Below are 18,468 nucleotides of genomic sequence, written 5' to 3' on the forward strand. Positions count from 1 at the left end.
TACACTCTCATTTGAAGAGCTTTTATGTGTGGGCAGTAGAGGTGATAGACCGACCTGCTCCAAAATACTGGGATGCTATTCCTTCTATAGGCCCTTTCATCTATTCGAAAGGGCCTGTATTTTTGTTAAAGTTTTAAAACATTTGTTAGATAGATATGCTACAATTTGTTAGGCAGTATGTACATTTTAAGCAGGCAGGGGGCAAGCTTATGTTATATATGTATTATTTGATTGCGTTGCTCATTATCATGATTGACCAATTTACGAAATGGTTGGTCGTTAAGTATATGACCTTAGGGGAAAGTATACCAATCATTGATAACTTTCTATACATTACCTCTCACAGAAACCGAGGGGCAGCCTGGGGAATTCTTCAGGGACAAATGTGGTTTTTTTATATCGTAACAACCGTGGTTATTATTGGAATTGTCTTTTACATAAGAAAATTCAGTACCGATAAGTTGACGGGGATATCCCTTGGACTTATTCTTGGAGGAGCGATTGGTAATTTTATTGATCGGATTTTCCGCAATGAAGTGGTTGATTTTGTGCATACGTATATATTCTCATACAGTTTTCCTGTCTTTAATGTGGCAGATTCTGCTCTTTGTATAGGAGTTGGATTATTGGTGATTGCTATGTTTTTGGAGGAAAAAAGAGCTAAGGAGCTAAAGAATGGATAGTCAAAGACTGATCGTAACAGAAGAACATAAAGGTGAAAGGCTTGATAAGGTCCTTTCCGTTTTAAATGAAGAATGGTCACGTTCTCAAGTCCAGCAGTGGATTAAAGAAGGAAATATTCTGGTTAATGACAAGCAGGTAAAGGCAAATTATAAATGTCAGCTTGGTGACTCTATTGAAATCACACCATCAGAGCCAGAGGAACTTGATGTTGTAGCTGAGAACATTCCTCTTGATATTTATTATGAGGATGCGGATGTTATTGTTGTGAATAAACCTAAAGGCATGGTTGTACATCCGGCAGCAGGACATGGATCAGGTACACTTGTAAATGCTTTAATGTACCATTGCAAGGATTTATCAGGAATCAATGGTGTGATGCGTCCAGGGATCGTCCACCGTATCGACAAGGATACTTCAGGATTGCTCATGGTCGCTAAAAATGATTATGCGCATGAGAGACTTGTAAAGCAATTAACTGAAAAAACAGTTACCCGGAAGTATAAGGCACTTGTCCACGGTATCATTCCGCATGATGCAGGAACGGTAGATGCGCCGATAGGCCGTGATAAACGAGATCGTCAAAGCATGACAGTAACGGACGAAAATTCTAGGCATGCAGTTACACATTTTCATGTACTGGAAAGATTTAAGGACTTTACATTTATTGAATGTCAGCTTGAAACAGGACGTACTCATCAAATTCGTGTCCATATGAAATATATTGGTTATCCTCTTGCCGGTGATCCTAAGTATGGACCAAGAAAAACTCCTGATTTAAATGGACAGGCTTTACATGCAGCAGTTCTGGGATTTATCCATCCAAGAACAGAGGAATATTTGGAATTTGAAGCGCCATTGCCAGCATATTTTGTCGATTATTTGGAAACTTTAAGAATTGACTGTTGACAAGGATAACAATCCTAAAGTAATATAGATACAACTGAATAGGGTCCTTTAAATACAGTCCCGTGAGGCTGAAAAGGTACGTGAAAACTAATGGAAGAAGTATGTCTTTTTTCTATGGTTTATTATATCCTTTTGCCCACGCGGCAAAAGGATTTTTTCATTTTTAGGAAAGGGTCGATGATATGTTAGAGAAAGCAACATTGCTTGATGAAAAAGCAATCTCAAGAGCGTTAACAAGGATTTCTCATGAAATTATCGAGAAAAATAAGGGTATTAGTGATTGTGTGTTGATCGGTATTCGTACCCGTGGTATATTTCTAGCCAAACGTCTGGGACAAAGAATTCATGAAATTGAAGGAGCGGAAATTCCTGTTGGTGAACTGGATATTACCTTGTACCGGGATGATTTAAGCACAAAGACAAAAAGTGGGGATCCACAGGTAAATGGATCAGATATACCATTTAGCTTGAAAGATAAAAAAGTCATTCTGGTTGATGATGTTTTATATACCGGAAGAACAGTGAGAGCGGCTCTGGATGCCCTTATAGATATCGGCAGACCGGCTCAAATCCAATTAGCTGTCCTGATCGACAGAGGGCACAGAGAGCTTCCAATCCGAGCTGATTATGTAGGCAAGAATATACCTACTGCAAAAAATGAAAAGATTGTCGTCAAATTAAAAGAAATGGATGACGGTGAACAAGTCTCCATTTTTGAATAAATAAACCTTTTTAATTCAGTCCTGTGAGGCTGAAAAGGGGAGCAAGTGATATTTGCTTATGCAAATAATCATCTCCCTTCGAAACCAATTCTTTCATCAGGGAGGCAATAATTATGACTTCTACAGAAATAGCAAACAATCCTCATATAAGGTACGATGTCAATGAAAAACCAACTCCGAAGCAATGGTTTATATTAAGCCTGCAGCATTTATTTGCGATGTTTGGTTCAACCATTCTTGTGCCGATTCTAACAGGCCTTGATCCGGGAATTGCCCTATTGACAAGCGGTATTGGTACACTGGTTTACATCCTGATCACCAAAGGGCAAATACCAGCCTATCTCGGTTCATCCTTTGCCTTTATCTATCCGATTACTTTACTAAATGAAAGCAGCGGTGTTGGCTCTGCTTTAGTAGGCGGCTTTTTGATTGGACTTGTTTATGCACTCGTTGCTTTATTAGTTAAAAAACTAGGCACTAAAACAATCCTAAATTTTTTACCGCCTGTAGTAGTTGGTCCTGTCATTATGGTAATTGGTCTTGGTCTTGCCTCAACAGCAGTCAATATGGCCATGTATGAAAATCCGAATGCAGAAGTGCTTGTTTACAGCACAAAACATATTACGGTTGCCTTAATTACACTTGCCATCACGATCATATGCAGTGTAGTCTTAAAAAACTTTTTTTCACTGATTCCAGTATTAATCGGTATTATTGGTGGTTATATTACAGCCCTCTTCTTTGGAATTGTAGATTTCACTCCGGTAAAAGAAGCAGCCTGGTTCCAGCTTCCAAACTTCACGATGCCATTTGTAGACTATACACCGGCTTTAACATGGGAAATTATTCTGATCATGATTCCAATTGCCATCGTTCCAATATCAGAACATATTGGCGATCAATTAGTTCTTGGTAAACTTGCTGGACGCAATTTTGTTGAGAAACCGGGTCTACATCGTTCGTTATTTGGCGATGGAGTTTCCATTATGATTGCATCTTGCCTGGGTGGTCCTCCGAATACAACCTATGGAGAAAATATTGGTGTTATGGGTCTTACAAGAGTATTCAGTGTTTATGTAATAGGCGGAGCAGCGGTATTCGCAATCTTGTTCGGATTTATTGGAAAAATTTCAGCCCTTATTCAATCCATTCCATCAGCTGTGATGGGTGGGGTGTCCATTCTTCTGTTCGGCATCATAGCTTCAAGCGGTTTACGGATGTTGATCGACAGCAAAATCGATTTATCTAAAAATAGAAACTTAGTCATATCCTCTGTTATTTTAATCATTGGTGTTGGTGGTGCAATGCTCAAAATTACCGATCATGCCTCCATTTCTGGAATGGCATTGGCCGCCATTGTAGGTGTCATCTTAAATCTTGTACTTCCCGGTAAGGAAACCAGTGAAAGTCAGGGTTGAAAGTAGATCCAACAAGTAAAATACAGGGGTTAGATTAAGTGCGATAATTCCAGTATGCGATATTGGGATGAATCGACTAAATAAACTAAAACCCTGATTCGTAAAAAACGAATTAGGGTTTTTTTTAGAATATGGGAGGCTGATTGATCGTGAAACATTTGCTTACGATGACAGATTTATCGATTGAGGAAATTACAGGCTTGCTATCAGATGCTGAGGCATTTGCCAATGGGGAAACCTGGATGCCTGCAAAAAGACACTTTGTAGCAAATTTATTTTTTGAAGCGAGCACGCGAACTAAAATCAGCTTTGAAATGGCACAGCGAAAGCTTGGGTTGGATGTAATCCCTTTTGAAGTGCAAGCATCAAGTGTATTAAAAGGTGAAACCCTATCCGATACAGTGAAGACATTAGAAGCGATTGGAGTGGAAACCGTAGTAATTCGTCATACAGAAGATAATTATTTTGCAAATTTAATACAAAGTGGTGTATATTTATCCATAATGAATGCTGGTGATGGATGCGGGCATCATCCTACGCAATGTTTATTGGACTTGATGACCATTAAACAGGAATTTCAAACGTTTCGAGGTTTAAAAGTGGCAATCATAGGAGATATCAGGCATAGCCGCGTAGCGCGATCAAATGCGGAAACACTGACCAGATTAGGTGCAAAGGTTGTATTCTCTGGCCCACAAGCTTGGGCGAATCTCTCAGGAAGCAATGTGGCCTATGAACCAATTGATGACGCCATCGAAAACGCAGATGTAGTTATGTTGCTTCGAATCCAGCATGAACGTCATTCAGTGGAAATGCCAATGAGAAAAATGGAATATTTGAACAGTTATGGATTGACGATTGAAAGGGAGAGACGTCTTAGGAGTAATTGTATAATTATGCATCCTGCGCCAGTAAATAGAGGTGTGGAAATTGATGATTCATTAGTTGAATGCGCTCGTTCGCGAATATTTAAACAAATGGCCAACGGAGTATATGTGAGAATGGCTGCTTTAAAAAATAGTATCGAGCAAAGGGGAGGAGCGGCAAATCATGAATACAATTATAAAAAGTGCGCAATTTTTAACTGATGATGGAACACTGGCCACCAAAGATATCTTAATTCAGAGCGGAGTAATCTCCGATATCCAAGATGAATTGCCCAATCAGCAGGCAAACATCATTCATGCTAAAGGATTTTTGCTGGCGCCTGGTTTTATAGATTTGCATGTTCACTTAAGAGAGCCTGGCGGCGAGCATAAAGAAACGATTGAAACAGGGACACAGGCTGCTGCAAAAGGTGGATTTACTACTGTAGCTGCTATGCCAAATACACGACCTGTTCCGGATACTGCCGAACAATTACGTTCGTTAAATAATAGAATTAGAGAAAAGGCGAGCACAAGGGTATTGCCCTATGCCTCAATTACTATCAGGGAGCTTGGAAAGGAATTAACTGATTTTGAATCTCTGAAAAAATCCGGAGCATTTGCCTTTACAGATGACGGCGTCGGCATCCAGTCAGCTGGTATGATGCTTGAAGCTATGAAAAAAGCTGCAAAACTGAATATGGCCATTGTCGCTCACTGTGAGGATAATACATTAATTCAAAGTGGATGTGTGCATGAAGGAATCTATTCGAGAAAACATGAATTACCTGGTATCCCTTCAGTATGTGAAGCGGTCCATATTGCTAGGGATGTATTACTGGCTGAGACAGCAGGTTGCCATTATCATGTTTGTCATATCAGCACGAAGGAGTCTGTAAGAACGGTTCGTGATGCCAAGAAAGCACGCATTCATGTAACAGCAGAGGTAACCCCCCATCATTTGTTACTGTCCGAAATGGACATTAAGGAGCTGGATACTAATTTTAAAATGAATCCGCCTTTAAGAGGTGAGGATGACAAAAAAGCATTGCTAGAAGGCCTGTTAGACGGGACGATTGATTTTATCGCTACAGATCATGCTCCCCATTCAGTAGAGGAAAAATCACAAAATATCAGACTTGCGCCGTTTGGCATAGTTGGATTAGAAACAGCCTTTCCGCTGTTGTATACATATTTGGTAAAAAAGGGAGCGATGACCCTGAAACAATTAATTGATTTCTTGACGATTAAACCAGCGCAAGCATTTGAACTTAACTACGGAAAAATAGAAATAGGGATGCCTGCGGATCTCGTCCTGCTTGATTTAGAAGAAGAACAAGTGATTAATCCTGATACCTTCCTTTCCAAAGGAAAAAACACGCCATTTGCTGGCCTGAGCTGTCAAGGATGGCCGGTCATGACGATTGTGGAAGGAAAAGTAGTTTGGCAGAAAGGAAGTCTAACTGAATGAAGAGACAATTGATTTTAGAAGATGGAACAATTTTTATTGGCGAAGCATTTGGAGGAGAAAGCGATAAAATTGGTGAGGTTGTATTTAATACGGGGATGACCGGTTATCAGGAGATTTTATCTGACCCTTCTTATTGCGGTCAAATTATTACGATGACTTATCCTTTAATCGGTAACTATGGAATCAATAGGGATGATTTTGAGTCAATCGCTCCGAGCCTAAGTGGCCTAATTGTAAAAGAAGTGGCTGATTTTCCTTCGAATTGGAGAAGTGATTTTTCTCTTGATGAATATATGAAAATAAAGAATATCCCTGGCATTGCAGGGATTGATACTCGGAAGTTGACAAGAATGATTCGTGAAAGAGGTACAGTAAAAGGTGTGATTTGTTCAATAACTAAAGATGCTGAAACGATGCTCCATCAAGTGAAAGCAACTGTGCTGCCTCGTAATCAGGTTCAAAAGGTATCTACAAAAAAAGCATATCCGAGTCCAGGACGCGGTTATCGGGTAGTTGTAGTAGATTTTGGAATGAAGCATGGAATATTAAGAGAATTAAACAATCGAGGCTGTGATGTAATCGTTGTGCCTTATAATACTACCTTTGAAGAAATTATGACACTTCGTCCAGATGGTATCATGCTGACAAATGGACCGGGAGACCCTGAAAATGTACCGGAAGCGATTGAAATGATAAGAAAAATTATCGGAAAAGTGCCAATGTTCGGCATTTGTCTTGGGCACCAGTTGTTTGCTCTAGCATGTAATGCAGAAACTGAAAAAATGAAATTTGGGCATCGCGGTTCCAATCACCCAGTTAAAGATTTAAAAACAGGCAAAATTGCACTGACCTCGCAAAACCATGGATACACAGTGAAATATGACTCTATTGAACAAACAGACTTGGAAGTTACGCATATTGCATTAAATGACGGAACGATTGAGGGATTAAGACATAAATACTACGATGCTTTCACCGTCCAATATCACCCGGAATCATCGCCTGGCCCGGAGGACGCAAATTATTTATTTGATCAATTCATTAGCATGATTGAGAGATCCAAACTGAAGGAGGCAGTAAAATGAGTAAACGTACAGATATTAAATCCATCCTGGTTATTGGATCCGGACCGATTGTAATCGGCCAGGCAGCAGAATTTGATTATGCGGGTACACAAGCTTGTCTGGCATTAAAAGAAGAAGGGTATCGTGTTGTCTTGGTTAATTCCAACCCGGCTACAATTATGACAGACACGGAAATTGCAGATGCGGTTTATATTGAGCCATTAACGTTAGAGTTTGTCAGTAAAATTATCCGTAAAGAACGCCCTGATGCTCTATTGCCGACTCTTGGAGGGCAGACTGGATTAAATCTGGCTGTAGAACTGTCCAAATCTGGAGTGCTCAAGGAATGCGGTGTTGAAATTCTGGGAACAAAGCTATCGGCAATTGAGCAGGCTGAGGACCGTGATCTATTCCGAAGCTTAATGAACGAATTGAGTGAACCGGTTCCTGACAGTGCGATCATTCATAATCTGGAAGAAGCCGAGGCTTTTATTCAGACTGTAGGATACCCTGTAATTGTACGACCGGCTTATACACTTGGAGGGACAGGCGGCGGAATCTGTTCAAACGAAGAGGAATTACGCGAGATTGTAGCCGGTGGTCTCAAGAGCAGTCCTGTCACCCAATGCTTGCTGGAAAAAAGCATTGCAGGGTTCAAGGAAATTGAATATGAGGTCATGAGAGATTCGAATGATAATGCAATCGTAGTTTGTAACATGGAAAATATCGATCCTGTCGGAATACATACGGGAGATTCGATTGTAGTGGCACCGAGCCAAACATTGAGTGACCGGGAATACCAATTATTGCGCAATGCGTCGTTGAAAATTATACGTTCTTTAAAAATAGAAGGAGGCTGCAATGTTCAGCTTGCTCTTGATCCAGATAGCTTCAATTACTACATTATCGAGGTTAACCCAAGGGTGAGCCGTTCGTCTGCCCTTGCTTCTAAAGCAACCGGTTATCCTATCGCAAAGCTTGCAGCTAAAATTGCAGTTGGTTTGACACTCGATGAGATGATCAATCCCGTAACCGGAAAAACTTATGCGAGCTTTGAACCGGCACTTGATTATGTCGTAACCAAAATACCACGCTGGCCTTTTGATAAATTTGAGGAAGGGAACAGAACCCTCGGAACGCAAATGAAAGCAACTGGTGAGGTTATGGCAATCGGCAGAACGTTCGAGGAATCTCTATTAAAAGCAATTCGCTCCCTAGAGGTTGGAATCTTGCACTTTGAACTGCCTAAGGCTGAGATGATCACAGATGAAGAGATAGAAAAACAAATTAAAATAGCAACAGACGAACGACTATTTTATATTGCTGAAGGGTTAAAGCGCGGATTAACGATTCAGTTAATCCATGAATGGTCTCGGATTGATTTATTCTTTCTGCATAAATTTGCAAAGATTGTTGAGATGGAAGCTAAACTGTTAGAAGCCCCCTTCCATCCGAGATATACATTAATAGCCAAAAAACTTGGTTTCTCTGATTATATCTTAGCAAAGCTTTGGAAAAGCTCTGAATTGGAAGTGTATCAGTGGCGCATGGACAATCAAATCAAACCGGTATTTAAAATGGTCGATACCTGTGCTGCGGAGTTTGAATCTGAAACACCATATTTTTACTCCACTTATGAGGATGAGAATGAATCAATCGTAACGCCAAAGAGGAGTGTCGTTGTACTTGGTTCCGGACCCATTCGAATCGGGCAGGGAGTTGAGTTTGATTACGCAACTGTTCATTCTGTCTGGGCGATTAAAGAAGCCGGCTATGAAGCGATTATTATAAACAGCAATCCGGAAACGGTCTCAACAGATTTTAGCATTTCAGACAAACTATATTTTGAGCCCTTAACGATTGAAGATGTGATGAATGTCATTGATTTAGAAAAACCAGAAGGGGTTATTGTACAATTTGGCGGTCAGACAGCCATTAATCTTGCCTCAGCCCTTGTAGAAAGAGGAGTTAAGATACTGGGTACGTCTTTAGAGGATGTGGATCGATCTGAAAATCGCGATATGTTTGAGCAAGCCTTAACAGAACTGAATATCCCGCAGCCTAAAGGGAAAACAGCCTTGTCAGTGGAGGAAGCAGTCGAAGTGGCTGATGAGATTGGATACCCTATTTTGGTAAGACCGTCCTATGTTCTTGGTGGAAGGGCAATGGAGATCGTGGATGATCAGGAGGATTTGCTTCATTATATGAAAAATGCCGTGAAGATAAATCCGAAGCATCCTGTATTAATCGATCGTTATTTAACAGGGAAAGAAATTGAAGTAGATGCAATTTCTGATGGTGAAACAGTTGTTATTCCGGGTATCATGGAGCATATTGAACGTGCTGGAGTCCATTCTGGTGATTCTATAGCAGTCTACCCTCCACAGAATCTGTCAGAAAATACGAAAGAAAAAATTATAGATTATACGATTAAACTAGCAAAGGGTTTGAATATAATTGGTCTGTTTAATATCCAATATGTAGTCTCTAATAATGAAGTGTTTGTAATTGAAGTTAATCCCCGTTCAAGCAGGACGGTACCGTTCTTAAGCAAAATCACTAATGTTCCAATGGCGAATTTGGCCACTAAGGTCATTTTGGGACAAAAGCTTAAGGATTATGGTCTTGAAAATGGCCTTGTCCCTGAAAAGGCGGGTGTGTTCGTAAAAGTACCAGTATTTTCATTTGCAAAGCTTCGCCAGGTTGAAATTACGCTCGGACCAGAAATGAAATCAACGGGTGAAGTACTGGGAAAAGACGATACATTGCAAAAGGCTTTGTATAAAGGGTTGATTGCTTCAGGAATTCAAATTAAGCAATATGGAACTGTCCTCTTGACTGTTGCGGATAAGGACAAAGAAGAAGCCGTTTTACTTGCAGAACGTTTCAATGAAATTGGTTATCAAATCATCGCTACCGAGGGTACGGCTCAAGCGTTAGATCAAGCGAATATTCCATGCCAAATTGTTGGCAAAATTGGCAGTGAAGAGCCGAATTTATTGGATATGATTCATAATGGAAAAGCACAGCTGGTGATTAATACGTTAACCAAAGGAAAACAGCCTGAACGTGATGGTTTTAGAATTCGCCGTGAATCGGTTGAAAATGGGATTCCTTGTATGACTTCCTTGGATACGGCCAATGCAATTTTAACAGTACTGGAATCGCTAACGTTTTCGACAACTAAAATGAACCATATGCAAACGGCCAAGGAGGCAATCAGTTTATGATTCAAAAAGAGATGATGACCGTCGTCAGCCATCGAATGATTGCACCGAATATATTTGAAATGACTATGGAGGGGACACTTGTCTCCTCCATGGCAATGCCTGGGCAATTTGTACATATCAAAGTATCGAACGGAATAGATCCTTTGCTGCGCAGGCCAATCAGTATATGTAAAATTGACCCTGAGCAATCTCGTTTTACAATCGTTTACAGAGCGGAAGGGAAAGGAACCAGGATTCTTTCTGAAAAAAAAACAGGGGAAAAAGTCGATGTGCTTGGGCCGCTTGGCAACGGGTTTACGGTTGAGGATGTGAACCCGGGAGGAAAAGCGCTTTTGATAGGCGGAGGAATTGGAATACCACCTTTATTGCAGCTATCAAGAGATTTAACGGCTAAAGGTGTATCTGTGATTCATATTTTGGGCCTCCGTACCGCAGCAGATATTTTTTATGAAAACGAATTTGCTGAGCTTGGGGAGACCATTATCACAACTGAAGACGGGACTTACGGAATAAAAGGCTATGTAACAAATGCTTCAGTTCCAATGGACATTGATGTGGTCTATACATGTGGGCCAACACCAATGCTAAAGGCCGTTAAGGATAAATATAAAGGGAAAAAGGTGTTTATTTCGCTTGAAGAGAGAATGGGCTGCGGAATAGGTGCGTGCTTTGCCTGTGTGTGCCGTACCCCGGGAAATGGATACCGGAAGATATGTATCGATGGCCCGGTATTTCGTTCAGAGGAGGTCGTCATATGAATAATCCATTAAGCATGCAGCTGCCTGGATTAGCGTTGAAAAATCCGATTATGCCGGCGTCTGGTTGTTTCGGCTTTGGCATGGAATACAGTCAGTTTTATGATCTCGATAAGCTGGGTGCCGTCATCATTAAATCAACGACACTTGAACCGCGTATTGGAAATCCGACCCCAAGGGTTGCGGAAACAAATGCAGGGATGCTAAATGCCATTGGACTTCAAAACCCTGGCTTGGAGCATGTGATGAATGAGGAGCTTCCATGGCTTGATACGTACGATGTACCGATTATTGCTAATGTGGCAGGAACCATGATGGAGGATTACGTGGAGACGGCGAAACGGATCAGTACAGCTCCGAATGTGCATGCTCTTGAACTGAATATTTCCTGTCCGAATGTAAAATGCGGAGGTATTCAATTTGGTACCGATCCGTCTGTGGCTAAAGAATTAACTAAAGCGGTAAAAGAAGTATCTTCAGTGCCAGTCTATGTTAAATTGTCTCCGAATGTCAGCGATATAGTATCCATTGCGAAGGCAGTTGAAGATGGTGGTGCTGATGGACTGACGATGATTAATACACTAATAGGAATGCGTATTGATCTCAAAACAGCCCAGCCGATTTTAGCTAATCGGACAGGCGGTTTATCAGGGCCGGCCATTAAACCGGTTGCGATTCGAATGATTCATGATGTTAGCTCGCAGGTTTCGATTCCTATCATTGGCATGGGCGGCATTGAAACAGCAGAGGATGTTATTGAATTCCTTTATGCAGGTGCGAGTGCGGTTGCGGTTGGAACAGCCAATTTTATTAATCCGTTTGTTATGCCTGAGATTATTGACGCTCTGCCAGACCTAATTTTATCACTCGGGTTTGATCATATATCAGAATGTGTTGGAAGGAGCTGGAATAGGAATGCGGAATACACCGGTCATCGCACTTGATTTTCCTAATAGAGAGCTAACCTTGCGATTTTTACATAAATTTAATGAGGAAAAATTGGCTGTTAAAGTAGGTATGGAGCTTTATTACGGAGAAGGTCCTTCTATCATCACTGCAATTAAAGGATTGGGACATGACATTTTTTTGGACTTGAAATTGCACGATATTCCTAATACGGTTGGAAAAGCAATGGAGACAGTGGCAAGACTGGGAGTCGATATGGTTAATGTTCATGCAGCAGGCGGAAGAAAGATGATGGAATATGCGCTTGATGGTCTTGAAAAGGGTACCCCTCCTGGAGAAAAAAGACCGCTATGTATAGCGGTTACGCAATTGACAAGCACAAGTGAAGAGCAGATGCAAAGAGAGCAATTCATTCAGACAACCCTGGCTGAAAGTGTCATTCATTATAGTCAATTAGCAAAAGAATCAGGTCTTGATGGAGTAGTTTGCTCCGTACATGAAGTACAGCAAATTAAAAATCAGGTTGGTCGAAATTTCGTAACAGTTACTCCGGGAATTCGTCTGGCCAGTGATGCAGCAGGAGACCAACAAAGGGTGGCTACACCGTTTATGGCTAGTAGGCAGGGCAGTGATTTTATCGTTGTGGGAAGAAGTATTACAACGGCAGAGAATCCAATAGAGGCCTATTATAAGATAGTTGAAGAATGGGAGAGACCGATATGAAAAGAAAAATAGCAGAGCATTTATTATCTATTCAAGCTGTAGCCTTACAGCCAAGCAATCCATTTACTTGGTCATCAGGTATCAAATCCCCGATTTATTGTGATAATCGATTAACGATGTCTTACCCGGAGGTACGGCGGGATGTAGCGAGAGGCCTAGCTCAATTAATAAAAGAAAAATTTCCTGAAGCTGAGATTATTGCAGGAACAGCTACAGCAGGCATTCCGCATGCTGCCTGGGTAAGTGAACAGCTAGATTTGCCGATGATTTATGTTCGTTCCAGTTCAAAAGGGCATGGAAAAGGAAATCAAATTGAAGGGAAAGCGGAAAAGAATGATAAAGTAGTCATCGTGGAGGATTTGATTTCAACAGGAGGAAGTTCGATCACATGTGCCAAGGCATTACGTGAAGTCGGTTGTGATGTACTAGGGGTTGTATCAATCTTTACATATGAAATGGATAAAGCAAGAATTGCATTTGCTGATAGCGAGGTTCCATACTACTCCTTAAGCGATTATTCAACTCTTATCGAAGTTGCGGAAGAACATCAGTACGTGACAAAGGAGGAGCTGAATAAGCTCCGCAAATGGAAGCAAAACCCTTATGATGAGAGCTGGGTTAACTAAAAACATAAAGAATCAGTGGGATAAAATCTGAAATAGTTGGATTTTATCTCTTTTTATTTGTGTCTGTTAAACTTAGATGTTGATAAATATATAATCTGATTGACCGATTGCTAGAATTAGAGAAAGAGTATGCAGCAAGCTGCCAACAAGAAATATCATAATGAAAAAGACTGAGTGGTTATATTCAGCCTTTTTGTTCGTTCGGTTCTTCGGAATAGTCTCCGATGAGGTAAATTTGCATAAAAGGGGGAATGGAGAATGGCAGAGTTACCCGAAATCTATCAATTAAGTACCCAGATGAATGACTCTCTCTCGGGCAAACAAATCGAACGGGTGGAAATAAAGCAGGAAAAGTGCTGCAATGTTTCGGGGTTGGTATTTTCATCACGAGTAATAGGATCAACGGTTAAAGCGGTTCAAAATAAAGGGAAATGGATCATCGTTTCCCTATCGAATGGAGAAAACATGTTAATTTCGCTCGGGATGGGAGGGGATTTGCTTTATTTTGAACCTATTTCATCCAATCCCGTTCAGGAAAAATATCAATTCCTCATCCAATTTCAAGATGGGACAGGGTTTTCCATCCGATTTTGGTGGTTTGGAAAAGTGTATATCGCCAATGATCAAGAAATCAAAGAAGAAAAAATAATTAAAGCTATTGCTTTCACCCCATTCGATAAGGAATTTACCTATGACTATTTCAGACAGTTGGTTAACGGGAAAAAAAGCGGGAATTAAATCCTTCTTGTTGAATCAAAAAAACGTCGGCGGAATCGGCAATATGTATATTCACGATATCTTGTTTGAAAGCGGAATCCATCCTCAGAAGAAAGTATCCGACCTATCGGAAGAAGAGGTCAAAAACCTCTATAACAATATGCATAAACAATTGCATCATTCTTTATCCAAGGGGAGTTTTTCTCTTGAAAAGGATTTTTACGGACATAACGGTGAGTACTTGACGAGTGATTTTCAAATTGCGTATAAAAAAGGGGAACCTTGCCCTAGATGCGGGGAGACCATTCAATCAATCAAAACAGGGAGCACCACTTCATACATTTGCCCTGCGTGTCAGAGGTTATCAAAGACGGAATGAAATATTCTGTCTTTTTCTTGATCGTATTCATCCAGGGAACATCCGTTTTAGTTAGACAATCCCACTTGAAAATGCTTGGAAATACCAAAATTGGGTAAAGGTGTGAGTGTGAATGTGAATAAAAAGGAGGAAAGATCATGGGGAGACTGGATGGAAAAGTGGCAATTATCACGGGTGCATCACGAGGAATGGGTTCTGAACACGTTAGAGAGTTTGTCAAAGAAGGAGCTAAAGTAGTGATTACGGATATACTCGAAGCGGAAGGAAGGACGTTATCGAAAGAGCTCGGGGAGAACACACTATTTGTGAAACACGATGTTACCAATCCAGACGATTGGAAACATGTCATAAACCAAGCGGTTGAAGCCTTTGGCCCTGTTACGGTTTTGGTGAATAATGCTGGATATGCTGGCCCTGTGTCTTCGCTGACCGATTTGGCAGATGAAGACTACCTCAAAATCATAAGTATAGACCAACATGGAACCTTCTATGGGATGAAAGCGTTAATTCCGCATATGATTGAGGCGGGGGGAGGCTCAATTGTGAATATTTCATCTACCGCAGGATTAAGACATGTCAATGGAACCCCCAATGTGGCGTATACGGCAGCCAAACATGCGGTTAACGGTTTGACGAAAGCAGCAGCCGTAGAATACGCCGACAAGAATATTCGAATCAATGTGATATGTCCAGGGGGTGTATTAACCCCACTGCTAAAAGAAACCTATACGCAAGAACAACTGGATATGTATGCTACATCTCCGATAGGGCGATTATCAGACCCACAAGAAATCTCTAAACCAGTCTTGTTTTTAGCCTCGGACGACGCCTCCTATATAACGGGAGCGGAATATGTCGTGGATGGGGGACTATTAGCTAGATAGCTCAATCGGGGACAGGTGAAAATCAACCGACTGGCCGTCTTCAGAGGCTCAAAAAAATATCAGGGAAGATCCCTGATATTTTTTATTGGCAGTCTTTTTCTCCCCCCACTTTAGCAAGTGTGTATAAGGAGGAAATTTAAGAAGATAACAAAACAGGTTAATATAACTGTGGATATACTTTGATCCTGTTCATAATTAAATTTTTTAATTCTTAGGTTGCTACCTATTTACAAGGCTATCTTTACCGTTTATTATTTAAGTAATTACTTAATTACTTATACATCATCAAATATTTATGGGGGTTATTGAAAATGAATGAGACTTTTAAAGCTTTATCGGACCCCACACGCAGAAAAATTCTTGATTTATTAAAAGATGGTGATTTAACAGCCGGGGAGATACATGAACATTTTGATATGTCCAAGCCAAGCATATCTCAGCATTTAAAAATCTTGAAAAGCGCAGGCTTAGTCCATCATATCAAAAAGGGGCAATATGTGTATTATTCTTTAAATACAACTGTTCTGCAGGATCTGATCAGTTGGGCATATGGGATTACTCAGCCCCAAAAAGATTAAAACAGATAAAGAAAGAGGGGAAAATTATGAAAAGGAATATTTTTCCAATTACTTTAATTGCCATATCAATCATTAGCTGGCTGGCCTTTTTCCCATCCTTACCTGCAGAGGTGCCGATTCATTGGGGTAAAGATGGAGCAGATGGATTTCAATCGAAGGGAGCTGCTTTTTTTACCTTGCATTCCATTATGATTTTTACTTATGTTCTCATGATGGTAATTCCTAAAATTGATCCGAAAAAGAAAAATTTTAATTATTTTTCAAAAGGTTATCTGATCATTAATTATGCACTTATTACATTGTTTTTTGTTATCAATATGATTACATTACTCATATGTCTGGGAATTGATATCCCAATGGAACGTTTGGCTGGGCCTATTGTAGGTCTGCTATTTATGATTCTTGGAAATTATATTCAGCAAGCAAGAACTAATTTTTTTGTTGGTATACGAACGCCCTGGACACTCAGCAATGATGAAGTTTGGAGAAAGACGCATCGTTTAGGCGGCAAGTTATTTATGGGTGGGGGCCTACTCATTTTCCTTACGATTTTCATGCCTGCAGATTGGGAGTATTATATGATCATGGGTGTAACTGCCATTATAGTGATTGTGCCAACAGGCTATTCATATTTTCTATTTAGAGCAATAACAAAAGAATGATATAATGAAAACGCAGCGGAAGATTTAGTCCGCTGCGTTTTTTCTATGCTTTTAAGGATAAAACCACTTCTTCATCCGGGGTAACATAGTAGGTTGTTTGATTATCATAGGTTACAAAGCCCGGTTTTGCTCCAGCTGGTTTTTTGACATGCCTGATTAGTGTAGAGTCTACCGGAACTTGGCTCGACTGCCTGGCTTTACTGAAATAGGCAGCCAGAATGGCGGCTTCTTTTATCGTTTGTTCGGTAGGGTTTGCATCGCGGATGACAACATGGGATCCCGGAATATCCTTTGTATGGAACCAAAGCTGATTTTTAGCCGCTAGGCGATTGGTTAAATATTCATTCTGCTTATTGTTTTTACCTACCAAAATTTCAATGCCATCACTGGACAAATAGGAATCAAGGACAGGTTTTAAATCTTTTTTCTTACCTTGCTTTTTGGTATATCTTTTTTTCACATATCCGCCTTCTTCAAGCTCTTCACGGATTTCCTGCAAATCTCTTGGTGAGGCAGTGTTCATTTGGTGGATTAAATTATCGAGATATTGAATTTCCTCATTTGTTTTTTCGATTTGATCGATTACAAAGGATTTGGCGTTCTTTGCCTTTTGGTATTTAGAAAAATACCATTGAGCATTTTCAGAAGGGGTTTTTCGGACATCGAGCTCAATCAAAAGAGTAGGTTGATTTTCATCATAATAATCAATTACTTCAGCACTCTTCATTCCTTTGTTCAAAGCGTAAATATGACCGGTTATCAGTTCCCCGTATTTCTTGAATATTTCTGCCTTCTCTGAATCCTGCAGAGTCTCTTCTAATTTTATTAGTTTCTTTTCATTTTTTTCTTTTTCATTTGAGAGAATTCTCTCCAGGTCATGCGCTTGCTGCTTGACGCGATCCCGATCCGCTTTTTGATAATAAAAGCGATCTAACAATAAGCTTAGCGAAGGGAATTCCTTCTTATCACCTTTCAAATGCTGAAGGGGGATGAGGTAAAAAGCTTCCTTATCACCTGTAACCAATGTTGGCTGATAATTATGTGATTTTAATTGCTCCATTATTATATTGAAGCTCTCTGGAACGGTCTCCCTGTTTACGAGTCCAGCCCTGTATGTTATTTCTTTCGCAAGAAGAGGAGAGATACCAGCAAACTGTGTGACCAATTGTTTATCAATTTTGCCAGCAAAATAATCAATATGTGTCAAGCCTTTATCTATATCTGATAGCGGATTGATTTTATTCTGAGCTGGCGGCAAAACGTAGGAATGACCTGGCAATAATGTCCTGTAGCTGTTTAAAGCAGGCGGTACATGCTTGATACAGTCTATGATCATATTTCTTTCTTTATCAACAAGAATAATATTGCTGTGTTTGCCCATTATCTCTATGATTAATAATTTTTGAGTTATGTCGCCGATTTCATTGCGCCCTCTAATCTCAAATTTAATGATTCTTTCCAATTCAGGCTGTTCGATTTTCTCTATAAAATAGCCTTCCAAATGTTTACGAAGCAGCATGCAAAACATGGGTGCTTCTGAAGGGTTATCCGTGTTTTCTTCTGTTAGTTGTACACGAGCATAGCTGGGATGTGCAGACAACAGAAGCTTATGATTGGTTCTGCCTGCGCGAATGACTAGTAGTAATTCATTTTTATAGGGCTGATGAATTTTTGTTATTCGTCCACCAGTTAACGTCTCTGATAATTCTTCGGTCATTGCTCTTGTAAAAAAACCGTCAAAGGACATATATGTGACACCTTCTTTAGTAAGTATTCGAATTATAAATCTCCATTCAAACAAGTATAGCATTTTTTAGGACAACTCTGAATAAACATGTACCAAAGAAAGTTATTCGGATTGTTAAGGAGGTTGTATC

The 18,468-nt window shown here is 40.2% G+C and carries 18 protein-coding genes; 17 read left to right on the forward strand and 1 reads right to left on the reverse strand.

Annotated elements, in window-relative coordinates:
- Positions 1-209 precede the first annotated feature (209 nt).
- The 17 genes from lspA to AC4G3O_RS08940 all read left to right on the forward strand — a co-directional run bounded on the left by lspA (position 210) and on the right by AC4G3O_RS08940 (position 16,591).
- Positions 210-683 carry a signal peptidase II gene (gene lspA, locus AC4G3O_RS08860; RefSeq protein ID WP_490551839.1) on the forward strand — a complete coding sequence of 158 codons (474 nt, stop codon included), beginning with the start codon at positions 210-212 and terminating at the stop codon, positions 681-683.
- Positions 676-1,590, forward strand: a complete 915-nt coding sequence (locus tag AC4G3O_RS08865) for an RluA family pseudouridine synthase (RefSeq protein ID WP_490551838.1) — start codon at positions 676-678, stop codon at positions 1,588-1,590. The genes lspA and AC4G3O_RS08865 overlap by 8 nt, the downstream gene beginning before the upstream one ends.
- A gap of 182 nt (positions 1,591-1,772) precedes the next feature.
- Complete coding sequence (pyrR, locus tag AC4G3O_RS08870) at positions 1,773-2,312, forward strand: bifunctional pyr operon transcriptional regulator/uracil phosphoribosyltransferase PyrR (protein ID WP_140461240.1); 540 nt, start codon at positions 1,773-1,775, stop codon at positions 2,310-2,312.
- 113 nt (positions 2,313-2,425) lie between these two features.
- Positions 2,426-3,730: a uracil permease gene (uraA, locus tag AC4G3O_RS08875; RefSeq protein WP_491136074.1), complete on the forward strand. Its 1,305-nt coding sequence runs from the start codon at positions 2,426-2,428 to the stop codon at positions 3,728-3,730.
- A 149-nt stretch (positions 3,731-3,879) separates the two neighbouring features.
- Complete coding sequence (locus tag AC4G3O_RS08880; RefSeq protein ID WP_139891286.1) at positions 3,880-4,818, forward strand: aspartate carbamoyltransferase catalytic subunit; 939 nt, start codon at positions 3,880-3,882, stop codon at positions 4,816-4,818.
- Positions 4,781-6,067: a dihydroorotase gene (pyrC, locus tag AC4G3O_RS08885; protein ID WP_491136075.1), complete on the forward strand. Its 1,287-nt coding sequence runs from the start codon at positions 4,781-4,783 to the stop codon at positions 6,065-6,067. Before AC4G3O_RS08880 ends, pyrC begins: the two co-directional genes overlap by 38 nt.
- Positions 6,064-7,152: a carbamoyl phosphate synthase small subunit gene (locus AC4G3O_RS08890; protein WP_139891284.1), complete on the forward strand. Its 1,089-nt coding sequence runs from the start codon at positions 6,064-6,066 to the stop codon at positions 7,150-7,152. The genes pyrC and AC4G3O_RS08890 overlap by 4 nt, the downstream gene beginning before the upstream one ends.
- Positions 7,149-10,361 (forward strand): carbamoyl-phosphate synthase large subunit, encoded by a 3,213-nt coding sequence (carB, locus tag AC4G3O_RS08895; protein WP_491136076.1) that lies wholly within the window; start codon positions 7,149-7,151, stop codon positions 10,359-10,361. Before AC4G3O_RS08890 ends, carB begins: the two co-directional genes overlap by 4 nt.
- Entirely contained in the window at positions 10,358-11,119 is a 762-nt protein-coding gene (locus tag AC4G3O_RS08900) for a dihydroorotate dehydrogenase electron transfer subunit (RefSeq protein ID WP_139891282.1), read from the forward strand. Before carB ends, AC4G3O_RS08900 begins: the two co-directional genes overlap by 4 nt.
- Positions 11,116-12,060, forward strand: a complete 945-nt coding sequence (locus tag AC4G3O_RS08905) for a dihydroorotate dehydrogenase (RefSeq protein ID WP_139891281.1) — start codon at positions 11,116-11,118, stop codon at positions 12,058-12,060. The genes AC4G3O_RS08900 and AC4G3O_RS08905 overlap by 4 nt, the downstream gene beginning before the upstream one ends.
- On the forward strand, positions 12,032-12,745 hold the full coding sequence (pyrF, locus tag AC4G3O_RS08910) for an orotidine-5'-phosphate decarboxylase (RefSeq protein ID WP_139891280.1): 714 nt from the start codon (positions 12,032-12,034) through the stop codon (positions 12,743-12,745). The genes AC4G3O_RS08905 and pyrF overlap by 29 nt, the downstream gene beginning before the upstream one ends.
- Positions 12,742-13,371 (forward strand): orotate phosphoribosyltransferase, encoded by a 630-nt coding sequence (gene pyrE / locus AC4G3O_RS08915; protein ID WP_139891279.1) that lies wholly within the window; start codon positions 12,742-12,744, stop codon positions 13,369-13,371. Before pyrF ends, pyrE begins: the two co-directional genes overlap by 4 nt.
- 258 nt (positions 13,372-13,629) lie before the next feature.
- Positions 13,630-14,109: a DNA-formamidopyrimidine glycosylase family protein gene (locus AC4G3O_RS08920; protein ID WP_491136077.1), complete on the forward strand. Its 480-nt coding sequence runs from the start codon at positions 13,630-13,632 to the stop codon at positions 14,107-14,109.
- Between the two features lie 7 nt (positions 14,110-14,116).
- On the forward strand, positions 14,117-14,467 hold the full coding sequence (locus AC4G3O_RS08925; protein ID WP_175354213.1) for a zinc finger domain-containing protein: 351 nt from the start codon (positions 14,117-14,119) through the stop codon (positions 14,465-14,467).
- A 137-nt stretch (positions 14,468-14,604) separates the two neighbouring features.
- Positions 14,605-15,351, forward strand: a complete 747-nt coding sequence (locus AC4G3O_RS08930; protein WP_066100623.1) for an SDR family NAD(P)-dependent oxidoreductase — start codon at positions 14,605-14,607, stop codon at positions 15,349-15,351.
- 311 nt (positions 15,352-15,662) lie between these two features.
- Positions 15,663-15,929, forward strand: coding sequence for an autorepressor SdpR family transcription factor (locus AC4G3O_RS08935; protein ID WP_066100620.1), 267 nt, complete (start codon positions 15,663-15,665; stop codon positions 15,927-15,929).
- Positions 15,930-15,955: 26 nt separating this feature from the next.
- Positions 15,956-16,591, forward strand: coding sequence for an SdpI family protein (locus AC4G3O_RS08940; protein ID WP_066100617.1), 636 nt, complete (start codon positions 15,956-15,958; stop codon positions 16,589-16,591).
- Positions 16,592-16,634: 43 nt separating this feature from the next.
- Here the strand turns inward: AC4G3O_RS08940 and AC4G3O_RS08945 are convergent, their stop codons facing one another.
- Entirely contained in the window at positions 16,635-18,338 is a 1,704-nt protein-coding gene (locus tag AC4G3O_RS08945; protein ID WP_066100614.1) for an Rqc2 family fibronectin-binding protein, read from the reverse strand.
- Positions 18,339-18,468 lie beyond the last annotated feature (130 nt).

The sequence above is a fragment of the Bacillus sp. z14 (2026) genome, assembly GCF_058313575.1.